This window comes from Nonomuraea sp. NPDC002799 (genome assembly GCF_053592075.1).
The window spans coordinates 56,336-81,847 of sequence record NZ_JBSFVA010000020.1; the positions used below are offsets into that span (position 1 = coordinate 56,336).

The following is a 25,512-nucleotide window of genomic DNA, read 5'->3' on the forward strand; positions in this document are numbered from 1 at the left end:
ACCGAATGAAGTTCTACTCGGGGGTGGCTAAATCTCGCCCACGGCGGTGTCCACATCCGAGTACACCTTGATTCTCCGGTCAAGCCCCGTCGTGCGCAGGATGCGGGCCACGGGCGCCTGCGGCGCCGCCAGGGAGACGCCGCCGCCCTCGCCCGTCGCCAGGCGCCAGGCCTCGATCAGCACCGACAGGCCGCTGGAGTCCATGAACGACAGTTGCTGCAGATCGAGCACGAGCCTGGCGCCGTCCTGCTTGATGGCGTCACGCACCTCATCACGCAGGAACGGTGCGGTGAACAGATCGAGCTCACCCTCGACGGCCACCACCACGGCGTCACCTAGGGCGTGTCGCGCAAGCCGCAGCTTCATTTGGCCCCTCCTCGATGAGCCACTGTACTTCGACATCCCCGGCTACCGGGCATGCACAAACTACGAAAAGTCGGATACAGGGGGACAAGGTGGGCCTAGAAACGTATGAAACGCCCGTCGAATGCCATCCTGCGGGATTCCTACCCATGCGGGAGCCGGTCCTGCCACCTGGAAGGCCAGCTTGCTCAGACGACGGGGATGGCGAAGCCGTACGGAAGCTCCAGGCGATGCTCGGCCAGCAGACCGGCGTCGGCGAGCAGCTCGCGGGTGGGACCGTCGGCGGCGATCACGCCGCCGGACAGGATGAGCGCCCGCTCGCACAACTCCAGCGCGTACGGGAGATCGTGCGTCACCATGAGCACCGTCACGTCCAGCGAGCGCAGGACCTCGGCCAGCTCCCTGCGGGCGGCCGGGTCCAGGTTGGACGAGGGTTCGTCGAGCACCAGGATCTCCGGCTCCATCGCCAGCACGGTCGCCACCGCCACCCGGCGCCGCTGCCCGAACGACAGGTGGTGCGGCGGCCGGTCGATGGCCTCCAGCATGCCGACCCGCTCCAGCGCCTCCTTGACCACGCGGTCGAGGTCCTCGCCCGCGACGCCGGCGTTGGCGGGGCCGAAGGCGACGTCGTCCCTGACCGTCGGCATGAAGAGCTGGTCGTCGGGGTCCTGGAAGACCAGGCCGACGCGCTGCCTGACCTCTTTGAGGGTGTCCTTGCGGACCGGGGTGCCGGCCACGGTGACAGTTCCATGCCCTGCGGTGAGGATGCCGTTGAGATGCATGACGAGGGTGGTCTTGCCGGCGCCGTTGGGGCCGAGCAGGGCCACGCGCTCGCCCCGGGCGATCGACAGGTTCACGCCGAAGAGCGCCTGCGTGCCGTCCGGATAGGCGTAGGCGAGCGACGCGACTTCGAGAGAGTTCACCACGACAGTCCCCACACTGCGAGGGCCAGGGCGGGGAGGGCGAGGGCGGCACCCCACTGGCCAGCGGATGCCGAAAAGTCCTGAATTATCGGCATCTGCCCAGAATATCCGCGGCTGAGCATCGCCAGATGCACCCGCTCGCCCCGCTCGTACGACCGGATGAACAACGCCCCGGCCGACCGGGCCACCACCGGAATATGCCGGAAATTTCGTGCTTCGAACCCACGAGACTCCCTGGCCACCCGCATCCGCCGCATCTCATCCACGATCACGTCCATGTACCGCAACATGAACATGGCGATCTGCACCAGCAGGCTCGGCAGCCTGAGCCGCTGCGCGCCGAGCAGGATGACCCGCGGCTCCGTGGTGGCCGCCAGCAGGATCGAGGCGATCACCCCGAGCGTGGCCTTGGCCAGGATGTTCCAGGACGCCCAGAGCCCCGGCTCGCTGAGCGACAACCCGAGCACCGTGACGCGCTCCCCCAGCCCGATGACCGGGATGAGGAAGGCGAACAGCACGAAGGGCAGCTCGACCACCATCCGCCGCAGGATGTGCCCCAGCGGCACCCGCGCGGCCACCGCGACGGCCCCGAGCAGGAGCGCGTAGACGGCGAAGGCCCACATGCGCTCCCGGGGCGTGGCCACGACCACGATGGCGAAGGAGAGGACGGCCAGCAGCTTGCACTGCGGCGGCAGCCGGTGCACGGCCGAGCCGCCCGGCAGGTAGAGCTGATGACGGTGCCCAGCGCCCACGGCTCAGACCCTGGTCTTGCGGCGGCTCCGCGCGGCGTAGGCCAGGGCGCCGGCGATGACCAGCACGAGCGCGACCCCGATGACCCCGGCGACCCCGACGGGGATCCCGCCCACGTCCCCGTAGTCCGCCAGCGCCCAGCCGCCGAAGTGGTGGTCGCCCGCCTGGCCGATGAAGCCCTTGTTCTCCGCGACCGCCTCCAGCCCGTCGGGCGAGGAGGACGCGGCGAACGACACTCCCCCGGCCAGGACCACCGTGACGCCGACCCCCGCGAGCAGGAAACCGCGCGACCGCTTGGAGGCGGCCACCTCCGGCCGCTCCTCCGCCACGGTCGTGACCGCGCCATCGGCGTCCCGCAGGACCAGCGGCTTGCTCAGGCCGCGGGCGCCGTACACGAGGTCGGGCCGCACGGCGAGCACCGCGCCGACGGTCACGGCCGTGATGACCGCCTCGCCGATGCCGATCAGCACGTGCACGCCGCCCATGGCGGCGGCCACCGCGCCCACCTCGATCGGCGCGGTGCCCCCGATCCAGAACAGCAGCGTGAAGACCAGCGCCGCCGCGGGCACGGAGATCAGCGCGGCCAGGAACGCGGCCACCACGACCTTCCCCCTGGCCAGCCCGGTGACCAGCCGGAAGACGCCCCAGCCGACGATCACGGTGACGATGCCCATGATCGTGACGTTGACGCCGAGCGCGGTCAGCCCCCCGTCGGCGAAGAACACGCCTTGGACCAGGAGGACCACCGCCATACAGAGCACGCCTGTATAGGGCCCGACGAGTATCGCCGCCAGCGCGCCGCCCAGCAGGTGCCCGCTGGTCCCGGCGGCCACCGGGAAGTTCAGCATCTGGACGGCGAAGATGAAGGCCGCGACGAGCCCGGCCATGGGCGCAGTCCGGTCGTCGAGCTCACGCCGTGCGCCACGCAGGCAGACGCCCACCCCGGCGGCGGCCACGGCCCCGGCCGAGATGGAGGTCACAGCGTTGAAGAAGCCATCTGGTACGTGCACGGCGCTACCTCCCATAGGAAACAAACGCTCCTACTTTAGGACATCGTCTTGCACCTGCACATAGATGGCAATTAGCGCACGATCCTTTTGAGCAGCGCCCTGGCCGTCAGCCGCCGCACCACCGCGCTCAGCCGCCCCCGGCCCGGGGTGGCGTACGGCCGCACGCTCCTGAGCAGGGCCGCACCCCACCAGCGACGGGCCGCCACGACCGTCTCGGCGTCCGTCTCGATCCTGAACCGCGCGGGCGGCCCGCCCAGATCGAGGTCCAGGTAGGCGTCCCAGGTGCCCGGCGCGAGCCGGCCCACCGCCGGCCTGCCGGTGAATCCGCCCGCGGGCAGCGCCACCACCCGATCGGTGCGCTCGCGTCCGGTGCGCCGCTCGCGCCAGACGATCTGCCGGATCGAGGAGGCGGCCGGCACGGTGCCGGCGACGGTCACCTCGCCGTCGACGAGCAGCCGGTGCCCGATGGCCCACCTGGTCCTGATCAGGCGGGCGGTGCCGGGCACCGCGACCACGTGCCCGCCGACGTCGATGCTGAGGTTGCCGTTGTCCCTGGTGAAGTACGGCAGAGCCACGACGCCGCCGATCAGCCGGGGCGCGGGGCGGGCGATGCCGCTGTCGCGGTCCGCGCCGAGGCGGCCGAGCCGTACGACGCCCTCGATCTCGACCGCCACCCGCAGGTCCCAGATACCCGACCCGAGCGTGCCCACGTCCACGCGCGCGACGAACTCACCGCCCGTGCGCTCGGCCGGGACGACGATCTCGGCGGCCGGATCGAGCCGCGGGCGCAGCACCAGGGCCAGGCCGTCGTCCCTGGTGATGCCGTCGAGCTGGGCGGCGCCCGTCACCATCAGGCGGTCGCCGTCCCAGCGCAGGCCGGTCAGCCGGCGGCGCACGGTGGCGGTCTCGATGCGGGCCAGGCGCACCAGCCGGTCGACGTCGTCGAGCGCGCCGGCCCGCTGCTTGTCGATGGTGTTGAGCCGCTCGTGCACGCCGGGGGTGTACCACTCGTCGCAGATCGCGGCCACCTCGCGCGCGATGTCCTTGCGCCGCACGTCGTCGCTCTCCAGGAACACCGTCCCGAGCTGCGCGAACACGTCCAGCCTGAAGTGCCTGCGCAGCAGGTGGTCGCGGAGCGGCCCCGGCTCGACGTGCGCGGCCATGAGCCCGATGGGCCGCCGGATCATGGCGAGCCAGGCGAGCGGGTCCCTGCTGCCCGCCTGCTGCATGATGCTGCTGCCGTCGGGCCTTGCCATGAGGTGGTAGCACTCGTGGTCGGCCACCACGGAGATCCCTCTGGCGTGGCAGTAGGCGTGCACGGTGAACAGGATGTCCTCGCCGACGAGCACGTCCTCGCCGAACCTGACGCGGTGGCGCGTCAGCAGGTCGCGCCTGAACAACTTGAAGCAGGTCAGGCTGTTGTAGACGGCGCTGTCGCCCAGCTCCACCCGCTCGGCGCTCTGCTGGAACATCGACACCGGCGCCCGCCTGCCGTGCCCCACGACCTTGCCGAGCACGATGTCGGAGCCGTTCCTGTCGGCCACGGCCACCATGCGCTCCAGGGCCTCGGGGCCCAGGTAGTCGTCGGCGTCGCAGAAGAAGACGTAGCGGCCGGTGGCGTGCTCGATGCCGACGTTGCGCGGCCGGCCGGCGCCGCCGCTGCGCTCGATGTGGATCACCTTCACGCTGTCCTTGTGATAGGTGGCGTAAAGGTCGAGGAGCTCGGCGCTGCCGTCCGTGGAGCCGTCGTCGACGACCACGATCTCCTTCTTGACCCGCTGCACGAGCGCGGCGGTCAGGCACCGATCCAGATAATCCCGGCAGTTGTGCACGGGAATGACGACGCTGACGTCCACCGCGTCGTCATCGTTACCCGGTTCCGGCATCGCCGCTCCCACCGTTCATTCAAGGTCACGTTGTGCTGTCGTCTCGTTTCAGTATGTGACGATCGCGCGTGCTCGCGGAGGGCGATCGGAGGTCTTCATCCCCGGCTTTTGCCCGCAACGGAGATATGCCGCATTCAGCCGATAACCAGCGAGAACACGGCCAAACAAGCATCTTCGACCGACACCGAACGGGGTTCAGGGGCGAGGATTTCCTCCACGGATAGAGAAACCTCTCCCGCCAGGTGCATGGGGACACTCCCGGCCGTCGCGCGTGATCCCCCAGAGGGTGTTACGCGTCTACAGTTAGGCAACCTTGACCGAGAGGTGGCGCGATATGGCATCGGATCTCCGCAGGCTGACGGCTGACGGGTCGGCCGTGCACTCTGCTGAGTTCATCATCTCCTCAGCTCGGCTGGCTGAGCTGTATGAGTGCTCCGCACTGCTGCGCCGTACGAGGATGCGCTCCGAAGAGATCGTGGACGAGGCCCGCGCGCTGCTGGCCGAGGCCGAGGAGCGCGGCGACGCCGATCGCGTCGCGACCCTGCGCGAGCAACTGGAGGAGGCGCGCGGGCTCTACTGCAAGGTGCTGAACGGGTACGTGACGCTCTGCGCCAAGATCACCGAGGAGCGCCAGGAGATCCTGCAGGCGCACCTTGAGCGGGACCGCCCGGGGTTGTCAGGGGCGGCCTGACGGATTACTGTCAGGCCATGCCTGACTGGAAAGAGAAGTTCCGCTGCTCCTTCTGCCACAAGAACGGCACCGAAGTGGCCAAGCTCGTCGCCGGCCCCGGCGTGCACATCTGCGACGAGTGCATCGGGTTGTGCGTCGAGATCCTCGAAGGAGAGCGGCTGACCGCCTCCACCGAGCCCCGGCTCCCCGCGTGGGAGACCATGACCGAGGACCAGATCCTCGACCACCTTCCCAAGATCGCCGTCGTGCAGGCGCAGGTGGACGACAACCTGCGCGACTGGGTGGCACACCTGCGCGGCAGGGACGTGAGCTGGGAGCGCATCGGCGTCTCGCTCAACATGACCCGCCAGTCCGCCTGGGAACGTTTCCGGAGCGAGACCTGAGGGGTCAACCAATGTGACGGGTGGGGCGTCCTATAGCCAGGGAGGCCCACCATGCGCGTCCTACCTGGCGGCGCGACGTCCGATCTCGACGAGCTGCACCTGGAGCTCATCCTCATCGTGGCGCTGCACGAAGAGGCCGAACGCCTGGCCGCCGAATGAACGGGCTCCAGCTCCCCGGCCGCACCGGGGAGCTGGAGCAGGGGGACCGCATGTTCAGCCGAAAGTACCGCCTCTGACGTCGCGAATCCTGCTTTCGGCCCGTACCGCCGCCGGTCCCGGCCTCGCAGGATGGGGCCCCATGCGACACCAGGCAGCCCCGGCACCCTCCCGTTCCCGCCCCCGCATCGCCGCCCTCGACGTCATACGCGGTTTCGCGCTGTGCGGCATCCTCCTGGCGAACGTCCGGCCGATCACCAACCGGGGCGGCGTCGTCGTCACCGACGCGGCGACCGGCCTGACCGACCTGTGGCTGGGCCTGCTCGTCGAGCAGCGCTTCTTCCCCATCTTCTCCTTGCTGTTCGGCGTCGGGTTCTCGCTCCTGCTGGCCTCCGCCCGGGACCGCGTCCCGCACCCGCGCCTGCTCCTGCTCCGCCGCCTGCTCGTGCTCCTCGGCGTGGGCCTGATCCACATGTTCACGCTCTGGCAGGGCGACATCCTGACCATCTACGCCGCCGTCGGCCTGGTGGTGCTCCTGCCTTCGACCTGGTTGCCGCGCCGGCTCGTGCCCGTGCTCGCCGTCGCCTTCATCGCGGCCGCGCTCATCTTCGGTGGCGGCGGCGTCTCCCTGGTGCCCGGACTGTTCCTGCTGGGCTCGGCGCTGTCCAGGTACGGGGTGATCGACCGGATCGAGGGCTCTGCCCGCGTACCGGCTGTGTTGTGCGTGCTCTTCGCGGCGGCGGCGGTGCCGGCCGTGCAGGCGGACGCGTTCGCCACGGGCGGGCTGCTGACCGCCGGCTTGTACGTCTGCGCCATGCTCGTCCTGCTCAGGACCCCGCTCCGCCGGCCGCTGCGGGCCCTGTTCGCGCCGCTCGGCCAGATGGCGCTGACCAACTACCTGGCCGCCACGGTCCTCGTCCTGGCCGGCACCCACCTTCTCGGGCTGCGGCACGACATGCCGTGGGGGGCCGTGTTCCTGATCGCCGGCGCCATCCTCACCGCACAGTGGATCTTCTCCACCCTCTGGTCGCGCCGCTTCCGCCAGGGCCCGCTGGAGTGGTTGTGGCGCTGGGCCACGTGGGGCCGCCGCCCGCCGCTCCGCTGTCAGGAGCACTGACAAGGGGTTGCCGGTTTTCAGGACGCTCGCGCGCACCCGCCGGTAAAGTTCGCTGCGAGGCCTTTCGCGCAGACGTCTTTCTCGTCATGGACCCATCTACCGGAGACCTACGTCCGTCGTCGATCCCCACCACACCGAGACGGAAAAAACCACACCCGGACGCCGGCCGCCCCCTCTGCAGCATCGGGGCAGGCTTGCGACCATGTACGCATAACAAAGCGGGGCCCAGCCGCCGGCAGGCGCCGGATCCCTCCGTAGACGGCGAAGGTAGGGGTACGTGGACGTAGAAGCGGAGATTCGCGACTTGAAACTCCGTGTGGAAGCGCTCGAAGCGAGCCTGACCCCCGGCGGATTCAGGGCACGACGCCGACACACGAACAGCCAGGCGCAGAGCGACACACCCTTGCTCGGCAGACCTGGCGACATCACCGCGGCGTCGATCCCCAGCGCCGAGGTACGAGCCGACCTGGCGGACCTGCACATCGAGTTGTCCCAGGGCATCGCGGCCGTCCGCACCGAAATGGTGCACCTGCGGCAGCAGGCCGACGAGCACTTCGCCGCGGCCCAGGCTGCCATGGTGCGGGCGTTCGACGCTCTGCGCTGCGAGCTGATCGACGTGAGCCTCCGGATCGATCGGCTGACGGAGGAGCGCGACAGCACCTGAGACGGGTGCGAGCCCCCGGCCCGCATCGGGGGCTCGCCGGACGGACGCCGCGTACGCGCCCGCTGGCACCACACCCATCGCGGACATTGCCGTTGCCCTCCGTTGGTGGCCACCCTCATACACTCCCCACCGTGACCGACGACAAGAGCCGGACCAGGCAGCGGATCAGCATGAACGACGCGGGCATCGAGCGGCGCAGGGGGGCGATCGAGGCGATAGCCGGCCAGGCGCCACCCCCGAAGGCCGAGCAGAACGCGGGCCTGCGCCGCAGCTTCGACACCGGTCCCGCGGAGAGCGAGCGAAGTCGTGTGCTCGGCTCGTAAAAGCGGGCAAGCCAACGATGGTGCGGCGGATCCCCAGGCGCCCGGCATCGACGTGCTGAGCAGCCGCGTGCTGCTCAGGCCCACCGATCCCGAGCGCAGCCGCCGCTTCTACGCCGACACCCTCGGCCTGGCCGTCTACCGGGAGTTCGGCCCGGCCGACCAGCCGGGCGTGGTGTTCTTCCTCGGCCAGGGCTTCCTGGAGGTGTCGGGGCGAGCCGGCTCGCCGCCGGCCGGGGAGGGGTTGTCGATCTGGCTGCAGGTACGCGACCTCGGCCGTGCGGAGGAGCGGCTACGGCGGCAGGGCGTCCCGGTGTCGCGGGAGGCCAAGCTCGAACCCTGGGGCCTGCTGGAGATGTGGATAGCCGATCCGGACGGTCACCGCATCGTCCTGGTGGAGGTCCCGGCCGACCATCCCCTGCGCCGCGACCCGCGCTGAGCCATCTCAGCCGGTCAGGCAGGAGCGGGCCCGGGTCAGCCACTCCATGCTCAGCCTCGCCCCCGTGGCCAGCTCGATGGCGGTCAAGGCCGCGGCCCGCCAGCTCCCCCCGTGCCGCCAGTCGAAATACGGCAGCAGCTCGCCCAGCTGCGGCCATCGTTCCCATCCCGGCCGCCCCGCCGCGTCTCTGACGTCCATGCCGTCGAAGGAGAGCACCATCTCGCCCCCGGCGGCGAAGCCGATGCGGTTGGTGCCGTTGACGTTCCAGTAGACGCTGTAGGCCCGGCCGTCCTCGCTCAGGCGGGGCAGAACCGGAGGATAGACGCACTGGAACCCGTTGTGCTCGAACAGCGTGACGGGTGCCGCCGCATCGTCGACCAGCAGGGCCCACTCGGCGTCGGCGGCGAGGCCGAAGAAGTCCTCCTGCCGCTCGAAGGCGGCCGTCTCGTGCACCTTGAAGCGGCCCGAGCCGCTCACCCGTTCGCCGATGTCCGCGAGATCCGGCGCACGCCCGTCGTCGGGCACCAGCACCGTCCAGCAGATGGCGCCGCCCAGCCAGCTGGTGTCGAGCAGCCGCCGGTAATGCCGGTAGACGTCATCCACCAGGCGCCACCCCCATCGTCCTCCGCCGCGTGCGGCTCAGTCCTGCTCACCGCCGAGCAACCCGCGCCGGAACGCCACGGCGACGGCCGCCGCGCGGTCGTTCACGCCGAGTTTGGCGTAGATGTGCAGCAGATGGCTCTTGACCGTGGCCTCGCTGATGAACAGGCGCGCGGCCGCCTCCCGGTTGGTGGCGCCCTCGGCGATGAGGCGCAGCACCTCCAGCTCCCGCGCGCTCAGCGGATCGGCGGGCGCGCGCACCTGCCCGAGGAGGCGGGTGGCGACCGACGGCGACAACACGGCCTCGCCGCGCGCCGCCGTGCGCACGGCCTTGATGAGATCGTCGCGCAGGGTGTCCTTGAGCAGGTAGCCGGTGGCCCCGGCTTCGATGGCGGGCAGGACGTCCTTGTCGGTGTCGTACGTGGTCAGGACGAGCACGCGGGCCGCGACGCCCAGCCGGACGAGCTCCTTGATCGCCGTGACGCCGTCCATCCTCGGCATGCGGAGGTCCATGAGGATGACGTCGGGGCGCAGCGCCCGCGCGAGCTCGACGGCCTGCGCGCCGTCCCCCGCCTCGGCGAGCACCTCGAAGCCCGGGTCGCCGGTGAACATGCCGCGGATGCCGTCGCGGACGACGGGATGGTCGTCGGCGATCAGCAGCTTGATCGGCGTCTCCGTCACGTGGCACCGCCGGCAGGCTCGCGGAGCTTGATCGGCGTCTCCGTCACGTGGCACCGCCGGCAGGCTCGCGGAGCTTGATCGGCGTCTCAGTCACGAGGCACCGCCGGCAGGCTCGCGGAGACGGCGGTGCCGCCACCGGGCTCGGACTCGATCTCCAGGGTGCCCGCCAGGCGGCTGACCCGGTTGCGCATGGACGTCAAGCCGAAGCCGCCGCCGTCACGGACCCGTTCGGGGTCGAAGCCGCCGCCGTCGTCGCGCACGTCCAGAGTGACCACGTCCTCCATGTACGACAGGGTGAGCCCGACCCGGGTCGCGCCGGCATGCTTGGCCGCGTTGGCGAGGGCCTCCTGGGCCGTCCGGAGCAGGGTCTCCTCCACCTCCGGATGCATGGGACGGACCGTACCAGTCGTGGTGCAATCAGCACGTACCCCGTTGAGCTTCCCCCACCGCTCCACGAGGTCCCGCAGCGCCTCGGGCAGCGGCGCCGCCGCCAGCTGGCCGGGCCCGACGGCGTGCACCGAGCGCCGTGCCTCGGCGAGGCTCTCCCGCGCCAGTCGCACCGCGTTGTCCACGTGCCGTCGCCAGTCCTCGGCCTGCTGCGACGCCTGGAGCTGGGTGATGATGCCGGTCAGGCCCTGGGCGAGCGTGTCGTGGATCTCCGCCGCCATCCGCTGACGCTCGTCGAACACCCCCGCCTCCCGCGCCTGGACCAGCAGTTGCGCATGCAGACCCGAGTTCTCCCGCATCGTCTCTTCCAGTCGCGTCACCATCCGCTCGCGCTCGGCGCTGCGCTCGGCCGTGATCTCGCCGACGAAGCTGAACAGGCCGACCAGCGCCACGATGGCGGCGGTGAGGAACAGGTAGGTGAGGATCCCGGCCGGGGTGGGGTCGGGCAGCCCGCCGCTGTAGGCGGCGACACAGATCGCCGCCGTGGCCGCCACCCCTACGAACCGCCACCATCCCCTGAGGTACTGCCAGGAGTAGATGTATCCGGAGAAGCCGAAGAAGCTCGCGAACCAGACCCCGCGCGTGCTGAGCACGCCGATGAGGATCACCAGGCCGCTGACGTAGAGGATCTTCCACGCGCTGCGCGACATCACCCGGATCCAGGCGGCCACGAGCGCGGCCAGCCCGAGCGTCAGCCACGACGGGCCGTCCGTGAGCAGGGAGAGCACCGTGGAGATCGCCAGCAGCACGTACGGCGTCACCGCCATCTGGCGCTCAAGGAGCTTCTCCCAGCGATCGAGCCGCCCAGTCATCTCTCACTCCCAGCGGAAGAACCTGGCCGCCACGAGGCTGAGGACCAGCGCGTACGCCGCCATCACCCCCAGCAGCACGGGGTCGGCCGCACCACCCGCCCAGACGTCCTGCAGACTCTGCCGGAAAGCGCCCAAAGGGGTGTATTCGCCGACGTTGGCCAGGATAACCGGCATCTGATCCCGGGGCTGCATGAGTCCGGCGAGGTAGGACATCGGGAAGAACAGCAGGACGCCGATGCCGTTGGCGGTGCGCCCGTTCGTGGCGACGGCCGCGATGAGCAGCCCGATGGCGAACAACGCCCCCGTGCCGAGCAGGAAGGTCACCACGATCAGCGGCACCTGGGCGGGCAGGCGGGCACCCAGCACCGTGCCCGCCACGACCACCAGCAGGGCGCAGGCGGCCAGCGCGAGAACGAACTGCAGCGCCAGTTGCACCACCAGCATGCTCATGGGGCGTACCGGAGTGGTCGAGAGCCGGCGCAGAATGCCCCGCTCCCGGTAGGTCGCCATGGTGGTCGGCACCATGTACAACCCCACGAGCCCCACGGCGATGGCCAGCGCCATCGGCAGCAACACGGTGTCGCCCGGCCCGATGGAGCTGCCGAAGACCACCAGGATGAACAGCGGGATGAGGATCGAGAACATCGACCCCGGCTCCCTGACGAGCAGCTTGAGCTCGACGGAGGCGAGTTTGGCAAGAGCGGTCATGGCGGGTCTCCGTCAGTGGTGAGAGGTGAACGAGCGGCCGGTGAGGGCGAGGAACGCGTCGTCGAGCGTGCGCTTGTCGATGCGCAGATCGCTGACGAGGATGTGCTCCCGGGCGAGCCGGGCGGTGACGACCGTGGGGAAGTCGCCCCGTCCGGTGACGACGACGTGGTTTCCGTTCCTGCTCACCCCGGTCACGCCGGGCAGCCCGTCCAGCTCGACCAGATCCCCGCCCATGAGCGTGAACCTCATCTGGTGCTCGGCGTCGACCCCGTCGATCAGCCCGGCCGGACTGTCGATCGCGACGACCGTGCCCCGGTCGAACACGGCGACCCGGTCGCAGAGCTCCTCCACCTCGTCCATGAAGTGGCTGACCAGGACCACGGTCACGCCGCTCGCGCGTACCTGCTTGATCAATTCCCAGGTCGTCCGGCGAGCCTGCGGGTCGAGCCCGGCCGTCAGCTCGTCGAGAAAGGCCACCCGTGGCCTGCCCACCAGCGCCAGCGCGATGAACAGCCGCTGCTTCTGCCCTCCCGACAACTTCCCGAAGCGCACATCGCGCTTGTCCGCCAGCCCCCACTCGCCGAGCAGCCCGCGCCAGTCACGCGGGTCGGCGTAGAAGGAGGCGTACAGGTCGAGGGCCTCCCAGACCTTGATGTTCTCCGGCAACTGCGTGTGCTGGAGCTGCACCCCGATCTGCTCGCGCAGCGCGCGCCCGTCCTGGACGGGGTCAAGCCCGAGCACCTTGATCGACCCGCTGTCGGGCTTGCGCAGCCCCTCCACGCACTCGACGGTGGTGGTCTTGCCGGCGCCGTTGGGCCCGAGGATGCCGAAGATCTCGCCCTCCGCCACGGAGAACGACACGCTGTCCAGAACCGTCAGGTCCGCGTACCTCTTGCGGAGGTCTGTGACCTCGATGACTGCCATGCCTCCAAGCCTCTTCTGCCGGCCTCCGCGGCGAATCGGCCTGCCGGCCAGGATCGGCCTCGGATGCGGATGACCGGGCAATCCACCGATCGGTTGATGCGCGGCCCGGTCAACGGCGGGACGAGGCGCAGTTCACACAGGTCTTGGTGGCCGGCCGGACCATCAGGCGCTCGATGGCGATGGGCCGGCCGCAGCGGGCGCAGATCCCGTAGGTGCCGTCGCGCAGCCGTTCGAAGGCGAGGTCCAGCTCGGTGAGATGCCCCATGGCCTGGTCGAGCAGCGACTGGACGTGGGCCCGTTCGAAGGCGGTGGACGTGCCCTCGGGGTCGTGCTCGTCGTCGGAGACCGTCTGGGCCGACGCTTCGACGAGCTGGTCCCGGTCGCGGCCCAGCATGGCGACGCGGATCGTGGTCTGCTGCCGGTCCTCGTCGAGCAGCTCACGCATGGTCTCCTGCTCGGACGCGGAGAGCCTGACACGTTCGGTCATCACGGTTTATTACCTGCCCAACCAGGTCATTCCTAGCCACACCCGCCTGTCCCTAGTTAGAGTTCAGCCATGGGTAAGACGCCTCGTATGACTCTCCCCACCCAGCTCGTCCTCCGTGCCCTCCTTGAGGACCCCACGCGCGAGATGTACGGGCTGGAGATCTGCCGCGCCGCCGGACTCGCTCCGGGCACCATCCACCCGATCCTCGTCAGGTTCGAGGGCATCGGCTGGCTGGAGTCCCACCCCGAGGACGTCGATCCGCACGAGGCGGGACGACCACGCCGCCGCTACTACCGGCTGACCACGCACGGAGCCGAACTCGCCCGCGACGCCCTCGCCCAGGCCCACAGCCGGATGACGGGCCTGCTCGGGCTCCGCGCCAAGCCGGCCGGGGGGCCATCGTGACCGGCCGGCCGCCCGGCGCGCCCGAGCCCGCACGGCCCGGCGCCCACGACCTCGATCACGTACGCGACCTCGCCCGGGTCCTCGTCCGGGACCTCGACCGAGTCCGGGACCTCGACTCCAGGCTCGCCTGGAACCTCGATTACATCCGCTCCGTCGGCGACCGTGCCCGCAGCCGTACTGGGGACTACCAGTTGGCCTGCGACATCGACGACGCCATCAACCTCGCCCGGGACCTTGCCGGCGACCTGGCCGACGACGACCACCTCGACCACACCTACAACCTGGCTCGCGACCTCGCCCGTGACCTCGACTTCATCTGCGCCTCCGTACACAGCTACTACTGGCTCAAGGACAACTTCCGCGCGGCGCTGTCGGCGGCCTTCACGGTGAGCAACACCATCGCCGAAGACCTCCGTCACCGATGGACGCTCCGCGAAACCGCCGTCGAGCAGCCGCACCGCCGGCCGCGCATGACCGTGTCACGCGTCGGCGAACGGCTGCTCTCCATGGAGTTACGGCTGCTCCCGGCCGGGCACCGCAGCCGGTTCTCCGACGAATTCCGTGCCGAGTTGCAGGCCCTCGCGGAGGCGAACGCCTCCGAGTCGCTCCAGGTGATGTACTCGTTCCAGCAGATCCGGCGGGTCTGGCAACTTCGGGCGGCCCTGCGGGCACCGCACCGGCCGCGGTTGCACCGGCTCCATCGGCTGGCCTGCTGGATGCTCGCCTCCGACCGGCGAACGTGGGGAACCCTCGGCCCCCTGATGGCCTTCGCCGCCGTCAACGTGCAGGTGAAGCAGGGGTGGGGATCGGCGTTCTTCACGATCCCGAGCGTGGTCGCCTTCTACGCGGGGGTGGAGTGGCTGCGTGAACATTGGAACGTGGAGGTCGAGCGGCGCGGCCGATCACCCAAGAACTCCGCCTGACCACGCGAGCGGCACCCGCCGCATGCGTAGCACCTCGCGACGGCGCCTGGCCCTCCGCGTCGACCGCTCAGCGCGCTGCGACGCGTAGCCACCCCGCCCATCACGGGTTCCGAGATGGCTACGTGTCACTTGCCTGCATAGCGGGCCGCAACGGCCCGCCCTTCCCCGCTTCCCCGCTTCCCCGATCTCCCCGCTTCCCCGTCGCGGTCAGCTGGTGAGGGTCCGGTCGCGCAGCAGAAGGTAGCCCGCGGTGTCCGCCTGCAGATAGAGGTGGAACTTCGCCGCCTTGGACCTGGCCGTCTTGTCCGCGGTGACGATCGTGATGACCACGTACTTCTTGAAGGCGCCCGTGAAGAACTTCCCGTACGTGAAGTTGGGGAGGGTCATGTCGCTGCGGACGTTCACCGCGTTCGAGCTCAGCTTCGTCAGCCGGGTGGCGGTGGCCTTGGCGGCCTTCTCCGTCGGGAACGACAACAGCACCTGCACCGCCTTGAGGTGCCCTCGATACGCCGAGTAGGCGATCTGGAGCGCGCGCTCGCAGTTGTTCTTGGCCATCACACCCTGGCCGTCGACCGGGTCACACGTGTCGTACGTCCAGCCGCCGGCCTTGTTGGCGTCGAACTTGACGTCGCCCAGCTCGAACCGCCAGTCATCGAACTCGTTGTCGCTGATCGGCGACCCCGGAACCGCGCGCGACGAGGTCGGCGGGGTGTCCGTGGGCTCGGCGTCCGGCTCGGCCACCTCGTCCGACGGCTCGGCCGACGGCGACGGGAGCTCGAACTGCGGCGGCGCCGTCGGCGGGAACGTCGGCGGGGCGCTCGGCAGAGCGGCGGGCGTCTCGGGATCGGAGGCACTGAGGTACGTGACCGTTCCCACCGTGCCACCGCCCAGAAGAAGCACCCCCAGGCCGACGGCCAGCACGATCAGCAGAACATTGCCCCGCCTGGGAGGCTGGCCGTACTGTGCGGGCAGCGTGCCGTAGGTGCCGCCCTGGTCGTACTGACTCCGCAGGTCGTAGGGCGACTGCGCGTCGTACCGGGGCTGGGAGTCGTACGGATCTCGGACGTCGTACGAGTTTCGCGGGTCGTACGAACCGTAAGCGTTGTATGAACCGTGATCCCCGTAGGGACTCTGAGCCTCGTACGGACCCTGAGCCTCGTACGGACCCTGAGCGTTGTACGGGACCTGAGCCTCGTACGGAGGCTGCGCGCTGTACGGATCCTGCGCACCATAAGGGGCCTGCGGGCCCTGCGAAGCGTGCGCACCATGTGGCGCCCCGGACCGATGACGCGACTCCCCGGCCAGATGACGCGGCTCCTCGGGCGGATGATGCGTCGCCCCGGGCGGGCCGTACGGGCCTGAGTCCTCACCGGGCCGCCGGCCGAAGCCAGGTGGCGGCCCCCCTTGCCTGGGCAGAGGGCCAGGCCCCTGATCCCGGCCATGCCGAGGCCCCTGCGGCCCGTACCCCGGCGGCGGGGCCCCTTGACCGGACGGCTGACCGGACTCCGGCTGTCCCTGCGGACCCCATGGTTCTTGCGGATGAGGCTGTGGAGGGTATCCCATGGCCTCAGTGTGTGGCAGCAGCATCGCTATCAGACCCGAGTAGTTCGCCCAGGTATGCGTATGAACCGGACCGGTGCGCCAGCCCGTACTAGAGCAAGGCCCTAGCCCGACAACGGCAACGACGCGACGGGTTCTGCGACGCCCATGCCCACACTTGACCGCCGTCCCTCTTGCCAACCTGGGCGCCCACCGGTTCCACGTTGCCCGTCCTGTCTGGCACGCCATCCTGCTGGAACAATTCGGCCTGCACGTAGTGGCTGTGGCCGGCCCCAAGGGAAACGATCGCGCCGGGGTAGTCGGCCACAAGACGTCCCACGGCCTGAGCGCGCGCGGGCTCCCACTCATCTTCGGCCGCGACTCTGCCTACGGCCCGAATCCGGTCACGCAGCTTGTCCATGCTCCATCCCACCTCGGCGTAATAGCTCTCACCGAGTGCGTCAACGTCGACGAAACTCCTTCCTGTCGCTGAGGCCAGCCCGCTCCCAAGTGTGCTCTTTCCTGCTGCGGCCGGACCGATGAGAACCATCCACGGGGCTGCGCCCATTCGCACCGTGCGATGGGTCATCCGAGCAACGGGAACTCGGTGTGTGGGCGCCAGCGGTCGCCGTCGCTGACGAAGAGGCTGACCGACGCGACGCCGGCAGAGACGGGCAGTCGTGCGGTCAGTTCGGCTTCCACCTCGTCGAGCACATGCGCCTGCTGACTGCAAGCGACAGTCAGGTGCGGGATGATCTCCGTGAACTGTCCACCGTAGGGCGGCGCTTCGGGCCACCGTGCCGCGACGGCCTCGGTCAGGGCGCGAAACGGCTGATCGGCTGTCGGCGCGAGGTAGAGCACGTCAGAGAACCGCCGGCACTGGTCGAACCGCACAGTGAACGGCCCGTGCTCGCCGATCAGTGCCCCCAGTTCGTCGATCACCGTAGCGTCGACGCGGCCGATGTCCAGGAACGGCACGAGCACCGTCACGTGCGCGGGAACCCCAGCCGAGGTAGAGGAGTCGAAAAGCTGCCGCCAGCGCCCGACCACTGGCTCAGCTTCTCGCACCACGACCAGCAGTGCAGTCTCACCTGCTCGGTACCGTCCTGCAGTGTCGTCTGACATGGTCGGATGATCTCAAGCTTCGAGGCGAAGTTACACCTCTTTACGCTGCGGACACCTCGCATACCGCGATCCCATTCTCGCCGTCGTACACCGCCCCGGTGAGCACCTCCACTCCCGGGGCGTCGCCCTGCCTCATCATTCGCACATTGGCGGCGACCTGCCTGCAAAGCCACGATGGTGGCCTGGTCCGGTTCGGCTCGCCACTTCAGGTCATGACCCTCATGCCCCGATCTGCTTGGCCCCGCGACCGGGGCGAAGGCTTCCTCGACTTCTTGGCTCGCTTGGCCCACACCACTTCTTGGCTCGCTTGGCCCACACCGCCAGACCCCGGCGGCAAAGACGAGTTGGAGGAGTCAATCTCCATCGCCGCTTCACCTGGTCGATCTCGACCAACAGCACCGCGGTCACCGCGTACTGCTCGGCCAACGCGGCTGGCAACTCCTCACAGCTCAGGCTGTCCGTGGCCGTGCAACACGCACCCGTCCATTGACACAGGCCATCACGGTCACCAGAGGGGAAAACCGGCGCGTCTACCTCACACGGCGCGCACAGCCACACCGATATACGGATCCTCTTCCTACCGGCGTCCCTTGCCTGGCTCGGCCCCGGGCGTCCTACGGTGTTCATGATCTCCGACCTCGCCATGAATCCTGCTCGCCCTTCCAAGCTCACGCAACCACGACCGCTGCGGGCGACCACGACCGGGCCGCGAACGCTCGCGTCCCCTGCCGGAAGCGCAGGATGACCGGCTGCAAGCCATCGCGGCTGACGACTTACGACGATCTGGCGGCCCGCCCGTGCATCGGCGATGCTGTGACGCGTGAAGTACGTGTCCAGAGTGCCGCGACCGCCGCTGGACGAGCTGATCGACGACCTCTACTACCTGGAGGGCGCGCCACCCTACCCCCGGCTGATGCTGCCGCCGATGCCGTCGGCAGTGCTCATTCTCAACCTCGGGCCACCGTTCCACATCCGCGCCGGCACCGACATCGAGACAGCCGAGTACGCCGACGGCTGCATGGTCACCACGCCCACCCGCGCCATCGAGTTCGGCTACCCACCGGGGACCCGGTCAGTCGGCGTGCACTTCAAGCCGTGGGGGCCGGCGTCGTTCCTGTCGATGCCCGCAGCCGAGTTGTGCGACCGGCCGGTGACGGTGGAGCAGGTCTGGGGCCGCCCCACCGTTGCTGAGCTGCGAGACCGGCTGGCCACGGCGGCCGGGGCGTACGAGATGCTGACGCTGCTCGAGGACGAGCTGATGCGACGGCTCCGCGAGACCGCCGGCCTGGACCTGGTACGCCACACGAGCAGCGTCATCGCGGCGGCCACGGGAGCGGTGGCGATCGGCGACCTGAGCGCGGCGGCCGGCGTCAGCAGCACCCATCTGGCGCAGCGGTTCAAGGAGCTCATCGGCGTCACGCCGAAGCGGCTCGCCCGCACCTACCGCTTCGCCGCCACCGTGCTCGCGATCGACCCCGCCGGACCGGTCGACTGGGCCGGCCTCGCCGGTCGCGCCGGCTACTTCGACCAGGCCCACCTCGGGCACGAGATCCGGATGTTCACGGGGCTTACACCGACCCGGTACGTCGACGTCCGGCGGCGGTTCCTGCGCGAACATCCCGGCCACGCACTCGACGTCGGGCCGCTGCCGGCCGATTGATTTCTTACAAGAGCCGGGGGCTCCCGGCACGCCAGTATGGGCGCAGCCCGAGCAGAGGAGACAGCCCCATGGGCAAAGTGGTCATGTACGGCACGGTGTCGGTGGACGGCTTCGTCGCGGACAAGAACGACCAGGTCGGACCGCTGTTCGACTGGATGTCCAGCGGTGACGTCCCGTTGGACGAGACCGGGGAGGCGAAGGTGTCGCAGGCGTCCTACGACTACACCCGGCCGTACTGGGACCAGATCGGAGTGACGATCGTCGGCCGCCATGTCTTCGACCTGACGGACGGCTGGGGCGGCACGCCACCGGCCGGGATCGACCACATGGTCGTCGTGTCGCACCGGCCGATGCCCGAAGGCTGGCACCCCGAGGCGCCGTTCCACTTCGTCGAAGGCGTCGAGGCCGCCATGGCCAAGGCCCAGGAGCTTGCGGGCGACCGCACGGTCGAGGTCGCCGCCGGCGACGTCGGCGGCCAGATGCTGGCCGCGGGGCTCGTCGACGAGGTCGCCATGGACGTCGTGCCCGTGGTGTTCGGGTCCGGCAAGCGCTACTTCGGGCCGGTCGACGCACAACACCTGTTGGAGGATCCTGACGTGGCGATCCAGGGCGACCGGGTGCTCCACCTGCGCTATCGGGTGCGCCGATGACCGGTCTGAGCGGGTACGCGAAGAAGCTCGCGCTGCCGGCAGGCTGACGATCGCGGAATCCTCGTGGCACCTCAGCCTTCGTCCTGGTCCGCGACATCATCACCACAGCCCTGGCCGTCGATCTTTCCCTCATCCGGCCCAGCTGATCAAATAGATGCCTTTCACCTACCGGTCAGGGGGAGGACATGTGCGATCCCGTCGATCGCCGGCCGTGATCATCGCCCTGGTGGGCGTCTTATGCGGCTGTTCGCGGGCCGGCCCCCCGCCCATTCCTGAGCCTGCCAGGCAGCTGTGGCCGAGGGCCTTCTTCGAGGTCCCGCAGAAGATCAAGGGCTTCGGTGCCGTGACGCCCGTCGCCCTGCTCGACGCCCGCGAGGTCCTGCTGCGAAGCCGTACGGCGATGCTGGCCTACAACCACAGGACCAGGCGGCATCGGGTACTGGCCAGGGCGCCGGGGAAGGAGCTCTTCGGCGATGTGCTGAGCGCCGTCATCGGGGACGGCGAGATCGTCTTGATGCAGGGAAACACGCTGCCCGGGGCCTTGTGGTCGATCCCACGGTCAGGCGGCACCGCGAGGCTCGTCACCGCCGGCTTCTCCGAGCCCTCGCCAGTCGCGGGAATGGTCGTGGAGGGTAGGGAGGTCGTGTGGTGGGAGCACGATGGGACCAGCTATGAGGTGCCGCTGTCCGGCGGAGAGCCCAGAGCGAGCCGCCATCAAGGGCTGGACTACATCAGCCGGTGGCCCTGGGGCCATCAGGGGAAGGACGGCGTCGTCAACCTGGTCACCGGCGAGAAGCGCGACACGCAGGTGGGCTACGGCCACGATGTCCGCTGCGGCCCCGAGTGGTGCGTCAGCGCTAGCGAGGATGCCGAGTTTGAGAACCTCGAAGTGGTGGTGCAGCGGCTGAACGGCTCGGACCGGCGGCGCGTCCCCGGGCGGATCATGCGCGACGGGCTCTTCTCCGGCGAGCGCTACGGGGTGTTCGACGCGCCAGAAGCGGCCCGCGACCAGTCGACGATCGACCCGGGCTCTGCGATGGGCGTCCTGGGGGACGCTGTGGTGATCTACGACCGCTGCACGGGCAAGACCGGACTGCTCGACGCCCCCGAACTTCCAGAGGCTTCGGAACCGGAGGTTCAGGACACGCGGGCCCTCAGGTACCCGAACGTGATCCTCGACGGAGGGGACGCCTCCGGGATCCTCATGTACTGGAAGGAACCTGGCGATCGTCACACCGTATTCGCGCTGCCAGACCCGTCCGCCGCGAAGGGGACCGCGTGTACCTGATCTACCGATCTTGGGTGCGAAGGACACCGGAATCGAACCCCTGACCTTCTGTTTTAAGAGGAGTCTTCTCCAGGCTTACCCCAGACCTCTGACCTGTGGAAACACCAGCACGCGAAAGAGAGGGACGCTCTTCTGGGCATACATGGGGCACGATCACGGGCGAATCTCTGCATCTCAGTATTGAGAGCTATCACTGCTCTCGAAGATCGCACCTCGGGCAGAATCACCGCCACAGATGCGATAGTCCTGATTGGGACATGAGGAAGCTAGCTTCGCCCCTGGCCCGGTGCCCGCACGACCTCCGGCAAGCCTGCCTGTCCATGGCTTACGTCTCGCCGAAGCAGGTCACGAGCGGGCGGCCAACAGCGTGGAAGTGCTCCACCGGACCCGAGAGGCGCCTTGTAGGCCAGGACAGCTTGCCCGGGGCTACTCAGACCTGGCTGGGTTCAGTCCACCACGGCGTCCTGACACGTGAGATACGGCCGCTCCTGCCCAAGCCACTCCGGGCTCAATCTGGCCCCCGTCGTGAGCTCGACCGTCGCGAGCGCTGCCGCGCGCCAGCTCTTGCCCCTCCTCCACCTGAAATGTGGCGCCATGGCCGTCAGCTCTGGCCAATGGGCGAGATTCGGCTCGTGCACCCACCTCTCCGGATACATGGCATCGACCGCGAGCAGCATCTCTCCGTCGGCAGCGAAGGCCACGCAGTTGTTGCCGTTCACGTTCCAGTAGATGCTGTAGGCACGGGCGCCGACGCTGAGCCGCGGAAGCACCGGAGGACAGGCGCCACGGAAGCCGTACTCGAACAGCTCGGTCACCGAGCCGGACTGACCCACCAGCACCGCCCAGGCGGCCTCGCCCGGGTAGGCGTCTTCGGCGCGCGCCACCTCCTGGACCACCTGATCCGCACCATCACTCAACCGTTCGCCAACCTCGGTGAGCGAGAGCCGCTTTTCACCATCGGGAACGACAATGGTCCAGCAGACACCGTTCTCGAGCCAGTGACCCTTGAGAAGGCGCTGGTAGTAGCGGTACACCTCAGAGCCCGCAGGCGCTCATGCGATGCGGACGACGGCGAGATTCTCCGGGAACCGACGCATGTGGTGGGCGCCTGGCCAAGGTCGGTCACTCTGTCCAACGTGTCGGCGTGGATACGCTGACAATGGGGGTCAGGGGGTCACGCTGAGGGGTGTCAGCCAGTGGATCTCCAGGTCTTCTCGTAGGTAGTCCATGCGGTGCTGCTGGAAGTGTGCGAGTTCGGGACGCGCGAGATGCGCGCGCAGGTCGTCGGCCGACCGCCACAGTTCGTAGAACACGAACGTGCTGGGATCAGCCACGTCGCGGTGGACCTGGTACTGCATCGAGCCAGGCTCGGCCCTGGTCGGCTCCACGAATGACAGCAGCAGCCGCTCCAGCTCATCGGCGCGCTCGGGCTTCGGCCGGGCGAAGCCGTAGATACCAACCGCCCCGCCTCCTTCAGGTACGACAATTTTCATACCTGCTAACGCTAGCCATCAGCCAGGTATGATGCAAATCGTACCTAGGAGTGAGCCATGGATCTGGGCAAGGTGTTCCGCGCGCTGGCCGACGACTCCCGCCGCCAGGTAGTGGCCGAACTCGCGGCCGATCCCGAAGACCGGGAGCGTGCGTGCGGCTCGTTCGACCTGCCGGTGAAGAAGGCCGCGCGCACGCATCACTTCCGGGTGCTGCGCGAGGCGGGGCTGATCATGCAGCGTGACCACGGCAACGGCAGCGCCGTCTCACTGCCCAGGCAGGACATCGAGCGTCATCTGCCCGGCCTGTTGCAGCTCCTGTCCGAGGAGCTGGAATCCGGCAGCGCGACGGGCAGAACCGGGAACACTGCGGCTGATTAGCCCACCGGGAGCACTGGCCGTCCTGCTGCTCCCACAGGTCAGAGGCAGGCCGTCATGAGCTCGGTAAGGCGCTGTGCAGGAGTCTCCCAGCCGAGCGTCTTGCGAGGTCTGGAGTTCAGCTCGGCGGCGACGGCGTCGAGCCGGCGGCATCCTCACTGTTCGCCTCCGTCCCCGCAGTTCATGATCGTCCGCTCGGGTGGCTCCAGAAGTGGCTCGCAGAAAGGTCGGTGGATTTGGACGCGATTGCCCTTCCAAGTCATGCAAGCGCCCGCCAACCCCTGAACCACTACCGTGTCCACGTGATCGTCGAGCAGCAGGTCTACTTTATGATTCAGTCCGATGAACTGGATCCTGGTCAGATCACCCAGTACGTGGGCGTCGAGCCGACTCGATCTGAGGCGAAGGAGTCACGACGCGGCAGGAAGAGCGGGCGCCTGGTACCGCCACGACACGAATGGATGCTCGACTCCGGCCTTGCGGAGACCACCTCATTCAATGAGCAGGTGCAAGCCGTGAAGAATCAGTTGGCCGGCGCTTGGGATCGAATCGGAGAGCTGACCGCTGGTGGCGCAGTGGCCACGTTGGTCATGCTTCGTTCGTTTGAACCGGGAGAGGGCTTCAGCCCGAGAGGGCTCGTTCTTGACGAAGAAGCCATCGGTTTTCTTCACAGAGCTGGAGCCGATCTATGGATCGACGAGTACGACTTGTCGTAGGGCTGGCGATGGAGACGCTCGCACGGTAACGGGCGGGGCCTCGGATGCACGAACTGAGCGCTGAACTCATCGCCGCCCACCGTCTATACGGTGATCAGCCACGTTGTCCGGAGGGCCGAGGCTTCGGCGGCGCGCCGCGCCGCCGCTTGATCGCTGATTGCTCCACCTGCCCGGCCACATCTCCGACGGAACCGCCTTCGATTCGGACGCTCGTACTCTCCGAGTCACCCGCTCCGTCAAGCGCCACAAGAACCGCCACCCGAACGCCACCGCCAAGACCCGCATCGTGATCAGCGAACTCAAGACCAGGCGGTCACGGCGCGTCCTCTGCCTGACTCTCGAACTGATCGAGGCGATCAAGCGCCATAAGGCCGCCCACAACCAGGAACACCTCAAGGCCGGCGAAGACTGGACGGAGCACGGCCTGATGTTCCCAACGGCATTCGGCAACCCGTCCGACCCGGACACGTTCTCGCACTTGTTCTCCCGGCCGGCCAAGAAAGCGGGTCTCGGCCACTGGCACCCGCACGAGCTTCGCCACTCCGGCGCGTCGCTGATGCTCGCCCAGGGCACTCCGCTTCACGTCTTCGCCGCTGACGTCTTCGCCGACGACAGCAGGCCGTCTGGAGCGTCGATGAGGCTCGCCGGTTCCTGAAGCAGGTCCAGGACGATCCGCTCTACGCGGCGTACGTGCTCGTCCTCTTCCTCGGCCTGCGCCGTGGTGAGGTCCTCGGTCTGGCTGACGCCAAGTGGAAGAAGTCGGACCTGGTCTTTACCACGAAGTGCGGCACGCCCATCGAACCGAGGAACCTAAACCGCGCCTCGACTCCCACTGCAAGAACGCCGATGTCCCACGCATCCGCTTCCACGACACCCGGCACACCTGCGCCTCACTCCTGGCCGCCCTCGACGTGCACCCGCGCGTGGCGATGCGGATCCTCCGGCATTCACAGATCAGCGTCACCATGAACGTCTACACCCAGATCCCATCGCCGGAAACACGCAGAGCGCTCGATCTTCTCAACGCCGGCCTCGACCCTCGAAAAGTTCATTCCTGGCTAGAACTGCCTAGAAGGCACTCCATGGGCTCACCTGGAGTGCCCTCACCATTTCTCGAATTCAACCGCATCAGGGAAGAGCTCACCGATCCTCCTCGCAACGTCCGGTCTCGCCATCTGAACATCCCACGAGGTGCTGTCGAAAGCTCGCAGGCGAACTACATCAGGTGTCGATGAACCGGCCCTGCGCCCCTCCGCCTCTCCATCCACAAGCTGTGGGTGAGAATCGAACAACTGAAGAACCTGGTCCGTCGACAGCCACACATCCTCAGGTATCTCGATCTCGGGAATCAGCCAGTCGATCGCCAATCGCCACTCGTAGCTGTCGATCAGGGGCCCGAGAGACCTGAGCAACTCTTCGAGACCCAAGCAATGACCGTCACGCCACGCGGCAAACGTGAGCATCCGAGTCTCTGCCACTGGGACTCCTCCATCGAAACTGCGAGCCGACGCGGGGAATCGAACCCCAAACCTTCTGTTACAAGCCAGTTCGGAATTATCCTAGCCGTCCACGACTCTTCGATAACCCAGCTCGCGCATCACCGTGGGGGTTAGTCCACCTACGATCGTCCAAGGCCGTTGTTAGCAGGATCACGACATCTGGGTCGCGGAACGCTTCCGAGGCAGGGTCCATTTGGACTGCCCAATTCTCCGGTGCCTCGCAAGGTGCCGACCAAAATGTCGGCCCTGGCCATGACGGGTGGACAGACCTCGACCTGATCCGCGACCGGCTCGCCGCGGGCGCTGATCCCAACTCCGGCGTGCGCATCTTTGAAAAGCCGCTACACGTCGCGGCCGAGCAGGGATCGCCTGAAGTGGTCGCCGAACTGGCCGTTCGGCGTCGACGACGTCGACGCCGAACAGCAGCCTGGCAAGAACGCGGGCAGGCCGGGGAACCGCCTCCCACACCGCCACGCCG

General features: G+C 68.5%; 30 protein-coding genes and 1 pseudogene. 15 read left to right on the plus strand and 16 right to left on the minus strand.

Going from position 1 to position 25,512, the window contains the following annotated elements; translation table 11 throughout:
- Positions 1–27: 27 nt before the first annotated feature.
- The 5 genes from ACWD0F_RS31220 to ACWD0F_RS31240 form a co-directional block, all read right to left on the minus strand.
- Positions 28–366, minus strand: coding sequence for an STAS domain-containing protein (locus ACWD0F_RS31220; protein ID WP_043624827.1), 339 nt, complete (start codon positions 364–366; stop codon positions 28–30).
- Between the two features lie 185 nt (positions 367–551).
- The gene (locus tag ACWD0F_RS31225) at positions 552–1,289 is read right to left on the minus strand and encodes an energy-coupling factor ABC transporter ATP-binding protein (RefSeq protein WP_449881628.1); all 738 of its coding nucleotides are present in this window, start codon (positions 1,287–1,289) and stop codon (positions 552–554) included.
- Complete coding sequence (cbiQ, locus tag ACWD0F_RS31230) at positions 1,283–2,038, minus strand: cobalt ECF transporter T component CbiQ (RefSeq protein ID WP_449881630.1); 756 nt, start codon at positions 2,036–2,038, stop codon at positions 1,283–1,285. The genes ACWD0F_RS31225 and cbiQ overlap by 7 nt, the downstream gene beginning before the upstream one ends.
- 3 nt (positions 2,039–2,041) lie before the next feature.
- Positions 2,042–3,046, minus strand: a complete 1,005-nt coding sequence (locus ACWD0F_RS31235) for an energy-coupling factor ABC transporter permease (protein ID WP_449881633.1) — start codon at positions 3,044–3,046, stop codon at positions 2,042–2,044.
- A gap of 71 nt (positions 3,047–3,117) precedes the next feature.
- Positions 3,118–4,932 carry a glycosyltransferase family 2 protein gene (locus ACWD0F_RS31240; protein WP_449881636.1) on the minus strand — a complete coding sequence of 605 codons (1,815 nt, stop codon included), beginning with the start codon at positions 4,930–4,932 and terminating at the stop codon, positions 3,118–3,120.
- 334 nt (positions 4,933–5,266) lie between these two features.
- On the opposite strand from ACWD0F_RS31240, the gene ACWD0F_RS31245 reads away from it, so the two are divergent.
- The 6 genes from ACWD0F_RS31245 (at position 5,267) to ACWD0F_RS31270 (ending at position 8,702) form a co-directional block, all read left to right on the plus strand.
- Positions 5,267–5,623 carry a hypothetical protein gene (locus ACWD0F_RS31245; RefSeq protein WP_449881639.1) on the plus strand — a complete coding sequence of 119 codons (357 nt, stop codon included), beginning with the start codon at positions 5,267–5,269 and terminating at the stop codon, positions 5,621–5,623.
- Between the two features lie 17 nt (positions 5,624–5,640).
- Entirely contained in the window at positions 5,641–6,006 is a 366-nt protein-coding gene (locus ACWD0F_RS31250; protein ID WP_449881642.1) for a ClpX C4-type zinc finger protein, read from the plus strand.
- Between the two features lie 298 nt (positions 6,007–6,304).
- Positions 6,305–7,279 carry a DUF418 domain-containing protein gene (locus tag ACWD0F_RS31255; RefSeq protein ID WP_449881644.1) on the plus strand — a complete coding sequence of 325 codons (975 nt, stop codon included), beginning with the start codon at positions 6,305–6,307 and terminating at the stop codon, positions 7,277–7,279.
- A gap of 304 nt (positions 7,280–7,583) precedes the next feature.
- Positions 7,584–7,943, plus strand: coding sequence for a hypothetical protein (locus ACWD0F_RS31260; protein ID WP_449881646.1), 360 nt, complete (start codon positions 7,584–7,586; stop codon positions 7,941–7,943).
- Between the two features lie 131 nt (positions 7,944–8,074).
- Entirely contained in the window at positions 8,075–8,266 is a 192-nt protein-coding gene (locus ACWD0F_RS31265; RefSeq protein WP_449881648.1) for a hypothetical protein, read from the plus strand.
- A 46-nt stretch (positions 8,267–8,312) separates the two neighbouring features.
- Complete coding sequence (locus tag ACWD0F_RS31270) at positions 8,313–8,702, plus strand: VOC family protein (RefSeq protein WP_449881945.1); 390 nt, start codon at positions 8,313–8,315, stop codon at positions 8,700–8,702.
- A 6-nt stretch (positions 8,703–8,708) separates the two neighbouring features.
- Here the strand turns inward: ACWD0F_RS31270 and ACWD0F_RS31275 are convergent, their stop codons facing one another.
- The 6 genes from ACWD0F_RS31275 to ACWD0F_RS31300 all read right to left on the minus strand — a co-directional run bounded on the left by ACWD0F_RS31275 (position 8,709) and on the right by ACWD0F_RS31300 (position 13,361).
- Entirely contained in the window at positions 8,709–9,305 is a 597-nt protein-coding gene (locus ACWD0F_RS31275) for a hypothetical protein (protein WP_449881651.1), read from the minus strand.
- Positions 9,306–9,341: 36 nt separating this feature from the next.
- A complete protein-coding gene (locus tag ACWD0F_RS31280) occupies positions 9,342–9,983 on the minus strand; it encodes a response regulator (protein WP_449881653.1) in 642 nt (213 codons plus the stop codon).
- Between the two features lie 86 nt (positions 9,984–10,069).
- Positions 10,070–11,242 carry a sensor histidine kinase gene (locus ACWD0F_RS31285; protein ID WP_449881655.1) on the minus strand — a complete coding sequence of 391 codons (1,173 nt, stop codon included), beginning with the start codon at positions 11,240–11,242 and terminating at the stop codon, positions 10,070–10,072.
- Between the two features lie 3 nt (positions 11,243–11,245).
- Positions 11,246–11,950 (minus strand): ABC transporter permease, encoded by a 705-nt coding sequence (locus ACWD0F_RS31290; RefSeq protein WP_449881657.1) that lies wholly within the window; start codon positions 11,948–11,950, stop codon positions 11,246–11,248.
- 12 nt (positions 11,951–11,962) lie between these two features.
- Positions 11,963–12,874, minus strand: coding sequence for an ABC transporter ATP-binding protein (locus ACWD0F_RS31295; RefSeq protein ID WP_449881659.1), 912 nt, complete (start codon positions 12,872–12,874; stop codon positions 11,963–11,965).
- Between the two features lie 109 nt (positions 12,875–12,983).
- On the minus strand, positions 12,984–13,361 hold the full coding sequence (locus ACWD0F_RS31300; protein WP_449881662.1) for a TraR/DksA family transcriptional regulator: 378 nt from the start codon (positions 13,359–13,361) through the stop codon (positions 12,984–12,986).
- An 87-nt stretch (positions 13,362–13,448) separates the two neighbouring features.
- Between ACWD0F_RS31300 and ACWD0F_RS31305 the strand changes: the two genes are divergently transcribed.
- The gene (locus tag ACWD0F_RS31305; protein WP_449881665.1) at positions 13,449–13,766 is read left to right on the plus strand and encodes a PadR family transcriptional regulator; all 318 of its coding nucleotides are present in this window, start codon (positions 13,449–13,451) and stop codon (positions 13,764–13,766) included.
- Entirely contained in the window at positions 13,763–14,689 is a 927-nt protein-coding gene (locus tag ACWD0F_RS31310; RefSeq protein WP_449881667.1) for a hypothetical protein, read from the plus strand. The genes ACWD0F_RS31305 and ACWD0F_RS31310 overlap by 4 nt, the downstream gene beginning before the upstream one ends.
- Before the next feature lie 207 nt (positions 14,690–14,896).
- Here ACWD0F_RS31310 and ACWD0F_RS31315 read toward each other — a convergent pair whose 3' ends face one another.
- Both ACWD0F_RS31315 and ACWD0F_RS31320 read right to left on the minus strand, forming a co-directional pair.
- Positions 14,897–15,610: a hypothetical protein gene (locus ACWD0F_RS31315; RefSeq protein ID WP_449881669.1), complete on the minus strand. Its 714-nt coding sequence runs from the start codon at positions 15,608–15,610 to the stop codon at positions 14,897–14,899.
- Between the two features lie 1,203 nt (positions 15,611–16,813).
- The gene (locus tag ACWD0F_RS31320; RefSeq protein WP_449881671.1) at positions 16,814–17,353 is read right to left on the minus strand and encodes a 2'-5' RNA ligase family protein; all 540 of its coding nucleotides are present in this window, start codon (positions 17,351–17,353) and stop codon (positions 16,814–16,816) included.
- An 820-nt stretch (positions 17,354–18,173) separates the two neighbouring features.
- On the opposite strand from ACWD0F_RS31320, the gene ACWD0F_RS31325 reads away from it, so the two are divergent.
- From ACWD0F_RS31325 to ACWD0F_RS31335, 3 genes are all read left to right on the plus strand, one after another.
- The gene (locus tag ACWD0F_RS31325) at positions 18,174–19,013 is read left to right on the plus strand and encodes a helix-turn-helix domain-containing protein (RefSeq protein WP_449881674.1); all 840 of its coding nucleotides are present in this window, start codon (positions 18,174–18,176) and stop codon (positions 19,011–19,013) included.
- A 68-nt stretch (positions 19,014–19,081) separates the two neighbouring features.
- A complete protein-coding gene (locus ACWD0F_RS31330; protein WP_449881676.1) occupies positions 19,082–19,663 on the plus strand; it encodes a dihydrofolate reductase family protein in 582 nt (193 codons plus the stop codon).
- A 211-nt stretch (positions 19,664–19,874) separates the two neighbouring features.
- Entirely contained in the window at positions 19,875–20,951 is a 1,077-nt protein-coding gene (locus ACWD0F_RS31335) for a hypothetical protein (RefSeq protein ID WP_449881678.1), read from the plus strand.
- A 446-nt stretch (positions 20,952–21,397) separates the two neighbouring features.
- Here the strand turns inward: ACWD0F_RS31335 and ACWD0F_RS31340 are convergent, their stop codons facing one another.
- Both ACWD0F_RS31340 and ACWD0F_RS31345 read right to left on the minus strand, forming a co-directional pair.
- A complete protein-coding gene (locus ACWD0F_RS31340; protein ID WP_449881680.1) occupies positions 21,398–21,985 on the minus strand; it encodes a hypothetical protein in 588 nt (195 codons plus the stop codon).
- A gap of 132 nt (positions 21,986–22,117) precedes the next feature.
- Positions 22,118–22,444 (minus strand): putative quinol monooxygenase, encoded by a 327-nt coding sequence (locus ACWD0F_RS31345; RefSeq protein WP_125644822.1) that lies wholly within the window; start codon positions 22,442–22,444, stop codon positions 22,118–22,120.
- A 57-nt stretch (positions 22,445–22,501) separates the two neighbouring features.
- Here ACWD0F_RS31345 and ACWD0F_RS31350 point away from each other — a divergent pair, with 57 nt between their 5' ends.
- The 4 genes and pseudogenes from ACWD0F_RS31350 to ACWD0F_RS31365 all read left to right on the plus strand — a co-directional run.
- Positions 22,502–22,822 carry an ArsR/SmtB family transcription factor gene (locus ACWD0F_RS31350; protein ID WP_449881683.1) on the plus strand — a complete coding sequence of 107 codons (321 nt, stop codon included), beginning with the start codon at positions 22,502–22,504 and terminating at the stop codon, positions 22,820–22,822.
- Between the two features lie 299 nt (positions 22,823–23,121).
- The gene (locus ACWD0F_RS31355) at positions 23,122–23,535 is read left to right on the plus strand and encodes a DUF4279 domain-containing protein (protein WP_449881686.1); all 414 of its coding nucleotides are present in this window, start codon (positions 23,122–23,124) and stop codon (positions 23,533–23,535) included.
- Positions 23,536–23,692: 157 nt separating this feature from the next.
- Positions 23,693–24,190 carry a tyrosine-type recombinase/integrase gene (locus ACWD0F_RS31360; RefSeq protein WP_449881689.1) on the plus strand — a complete coding sequence of 166 codons (498 nt, stop codon included), beginning with the start codon at positions 23,693–23,695 and terminating at the stop codon, positions 24,188–24,190.
- 127 nt (positions 24,191–24,317) lie between these two features.
- Positions 24,318–24,458 (plus strand): annotated as a pseudogene (locus ACWD0F_RS31365) (hypothetical protein); the annotation flags it as partial.
- Between the two features lie 180 nt (positions 24,459–24,638).
- Here the strand turns inward: ACWD0F_RS31365 and ACWD0F_RS31370 are convergent.
- Positions 24,639–25,013, minus strand: a complete 375-nt coding sequence (locus ACWD0F_RS31370; RefSeq protein ID WP_449881954.1) for a hypothetical protein — start codon at positions 25,011–25,013, stop codon at positions 24,639–24,641.
- Positions 25,014–25,512: the final 499 nt, after the last annotated feature.